Annotated in this window: 3 protein-coding genes; all 3 read right to left on the minus strand. The window is 46.9% G+C overall.

Annotation, left to right across the window (positions count from 1 at the left end):
• Positions 1–228: 228 nt before the first annotated feature.
• The gene (locus tag GXO74_15055; protein NOZ62972.1) at positions 229–2,244 is read right to left on the minus strand and encodes a hypothetical protein; all 2,016 of its coding nucleotides are present in this window, start codon (positions 2,242–2,244) and stop codon (positions 229–231) included.
• On the minus strand, positions 2,241–3,035 hold the full coding sequence (locus GXO74_15060; GenBank protein NOZ62973.1) for a formylglycine-generating enzyme family protein: 795 nt from the start codon (positions 3,033–3,035) through the stop codon (positions 2,241–2,243). Before GXO74_15060 ends, GXO74_15055 begins: the two co-directional genes overlap by 4 nt.
• A gap of 280 nt (positions 3,036–3,315) precedes the next feature.
• Positions 3,316–3,969, minus strand: a 654-nt coding sequence (locus GXO74_15065; GenBank protein NOZ62974.1) for a T9SS type A sorting domain-containing protein, incomplete at its 5' end; no start/stop codon positions are given.

Here is a 3,969-nt window from a genome sequence, read left to right on the forward strand (position 1 = left end):
ATAACAAAGTCATCTGTTTCTCCTTAGAGCTATTTGACTACGTTCGATGATTTGGAGTGGTATTTTTTATAGACCACGGATAACACAGATGCCACTGATTTTCACGGATTTTTTTCAACCTGTTAGAGAACCTTTCGAAGGTTCAAAACCTTCGAAAGGTTTCATCTTTTTTAATCCGCGGGAATCCGCATAATCCATGTCATCCGCGTGCTATTTCTCTTAATCATTTTAGAAAACTTTATCCAAAATCAATTTCCCCTGTCTATTCCACCGCTGCGCTCTACCCACAGCGCGCTTATTTTTCCAGTGAGATTCCGACTTCTTATTTCCGTTTTTCCAGAATTGAGTCCATACCGCCGAACCATCGCGGTGATGCTCCCATTGCCAGAGAATTTTTCCCTGGCGGTCCCAGAAAGTTTCCCTTCCGATTTTATTTCCCAATTCATAAGTAACTTCCCACTGCTTTTTTCCATTCGGATAAAACCAGACCTCGTTCCCGTGCAGTAAGAAGCGTCCATCGTCCCCCACACCGCCGTGCCATATTGCTTTTAGCTTGCCATCGGCATAATACTCTTCAAAACGTTGAACCCGGGCAATTTTTTTCGCCGTTGATTTCATAATTTCATCTTGCGATGGATTTTCATCGCTCAAAATCCAGGCTTCATTGAATTCAAAATGAAGACACGGCTCGTTCATTGTAGTAATGAGATGAATCATGCCATTAGGTGCCTGCCGCGCCACCGGGTAGCCCAGCGTGCCGCCCCTCATGAGCGCTCTTTTTTTTGGTCTCTCGTGCAATTGCACGCCAGGCAACGGTTTGATGCGCCAGGTTTTTCCTTCGTCATCGGAAAGCGCGACATAAGCTCCTCTTCTCGAAATTCCCGGTGGCTGAAATCCGTCACTGCGCTGGAAATCTGCAGCCAGAAACAGCCTGCCGCTCTGAAGACGAATCATGGTCGGACGTTGATTGCTCCCCAACGCGGGAAATTCAGATTTAGTAATGCGCCAGTTTTTCCCGCGGTCACGGGACATGGAAATCGGCATGTAGCCGTCGATATTTGCCTCTTTGCCTCCCATGCCGAAAATAGTGCCGTCTTTCAGCAAAACAAAAGCGGTATGCCGGGCGCCAGTGCGACCACCGGTGTCATACCATGTTTTACCATTGTCTTCGCTCGTCCAGAGCAATGAAGTAGGTCCCAAGCCATCGCAGGCAACATACATGGTTCCGTTTCGGTCGCGAAAAGCAGAAGTAATCGGTTGCGGCGTGTAAGGAGCGACCAACCGCACGGATTTCGGATATTGAACTTCGCTCCAGCTTGCGCCGTTATCGTGCGTGACAATCCACTGAAAGGGAAAAGTGCCCCGCAAATGCAAATTTGCCCAGAAGAGAAAAGTGGAATCACCATCGTTCCAGAGCAATGGTGCCACATCATTGGCGTCGGGGAAATCCAGAAACGGAGATGGCATGTCCCACTGGTCCGCGCCAAAACGCAGCCGACAGGCGATGAGCGAAACTTCTGGCTCATCTTCCTCAATAGCGGAGAAAAACACTGCCATGACATCGCCGTTGGGGAAAACAATGAGTCCTGGACTGTGATTGTGCGGTCTGAAAATCGGAGACAGCCCAACCGCGTAGTTTTCCTCCGGCGGAGTATTATCCGGCGGAATGGGGAGCAAGTATCTTTTCCGAAAATAGGGTTGCTGCGGAGCGGTTACAACATACTTGCCGCCGGACTTAACGCATTGGCGCACAAATGGCGGCTGAACAGCGATTGGTTTTGTTTTCGGCAGCGGCGCCATGACCACGCGAAAACCGATATTCGACCGTTTCCATTTTTTCCACACTTTTTTTCGAAATTCATAACTGACCAGTTTTTCGTCGGCGCGACTGAAATGGAAAGCAGAAGCCGGGATAATCTGCTTTTCCAGTCCCTCTGCTTCCCAGAAAAGTTGAAAAAACGTATCTCCGCCGTTATGCCCATATTTTATTTCAATGGGATAAAATTTTCCAGCTTGCAGACGGATGGAACCGCTCTGTCTATTTCCATCTTTCCAGCGGTCAATTATCCTTTTGTCATCAACAATCAATTCAAAACGAAAATCTGTCGCTGCAGAAAATTTAAACTCTCCTGAAACCGGAGCAACAATGCTTCCCCGCCAGTGAACAGACCAATCGTTCAAATGGGGCAGTTTCAAACTATCTGAATCCACAACGAGAACAGTTCCCACTCGCAGCGGTTTCACAGATGGTCTGAATCGTAATACACGCCGACCAGACCTCTGAACGCCGGCGTTTTTTCAGAGTCAGGAATCACCGGGGGCGATAATTTTATGTCTGGCACAAGCCCGGAAAATCCCGGGGCGATTCCCGCTCGATTGGCGGAACGCGCATAAAAAATTTCCGGATGTTCAAACTTTTTCGTCAAAGTATCCGGCAATCCCCCGCGAACCACACGGGCAAATCCCTGCTCTGCACCCACCGGATTTGTCTGTGGTTCGTCAGAATAAGGACCATACCAATCGTAGCACCATTCCAGCACACCAGTGTGCATATTGCGCACGCCCCAGGGATTGGCTTTTCCCGGAGCCGGCGGCTGTTGTCCGCTGGAATAAGGCGTTTCCGTTCCTGCTCGGCACACATATTCCCACTCCGCTTCGGTGGGCAGACGGTAAGTTTTGCCCTCTTTTCCGCTCAACCAGCGGCAAAATTCACTCGCCTCGTGCCAGCTAATCCCCGTGACGTAGGGTGCGTAACGTTCGTTTCCCTCATAATCAGGACGAAATTTACGGAATTGTTCGATAGTAACTTCCCTTTCGGAAATGTAAAAAGGCTGACTGATAGTAACCTGATGAACCGGCCGCTCGTCCCATTGTCCCTTTCCAGAAAGGTCGCCCATACGAAAAGTCCCTGCCTCAATGCGAATCATTTTCATGCCGATGGAGTTGATGAAAAACTCGGGCTTTTTGCTGCAAGCGACCAAAGTAATAAAAATTATAAAAAATATTTTACTTCGGCTCTGATTACACATGTTCATGCACTCTTTCCACAGCAACTTTTTTTCAAATGTAAAAAAGCATTTTTTAAGCGATGAATTCTTTTTTACTTGTTATCAATCAATCTTTTTTATAGGCCACGGATGACGCGGATTTACACGGATAAAAGATAAAAAAATCCGTGAGTATCCGTGTCATCAGTGTCATCCGCGTGCTATCAATACAATTTATTTAAACCACCAAGACTCGAAGACACAAAGTTTAATTTTTTTCTTTGGGCCTTGGTGACTTTGTGGTTTATATCTTAAAAAGTTAATTACATCAACGAAGCAAAAGCATTTTCTTCACCAGCACCTGCCGGGAAGATTTTACCTTGAGAAAATAAACTCCGGACGGCAGCGCTTGACCGGAAATATTTCGACCATTCCAGACAAATTGAAAATTATCAGAATCAGCAATTGTTTTTGAATCTCTAAAAACAAGCTGCCCCAATTGATTGTAAATCGCAATTTCCACTTCTCCAGCTACGGAATTCAATTGAATCACTGTGCGCTGATTGAACGGATTGGGAAAAATTGAACATTTGATTTTGTTCTCAAAAGAAATTTCTTTATTTTCGGAAACCGCTGTTGCACCTTCGGGACGCAAAGTCAACAGTGAAACCTGATGCAGCCTCATGCCGATATTTATTTCCACCGAGCCGTCAGATTTGACCGGCAACAGAGTGTCAGGTCCCGCTTTTTCCAAATCGTCTATTTCCAGATAGTGACTTTTACGGCTATACCAGAACGCCTGTCCCTCGGCGTCCAGATTGACCAAAACAGCAGCATCGTAAATGCTGCCGCCAATTCCTCCACCCGGAATCCGTTCGATGTCTTTACTGTCTTCCAGCCATTGATTGAAAAAATTGCTATGCGTGGAATCGCCCAGCCAGTGAGTCAATTGAACCTGCTCCGCCTGAAAGGGCAATTTTTT

This window comes from Calditrichota bacterium (assembly GCA_013152715.1).
GTDB lineage: Bacteria > Zhuqueibacterota > Zhuqueibacteria > Thermofontimicrobiales > Thermofontimicrobiaceae > 4484-87.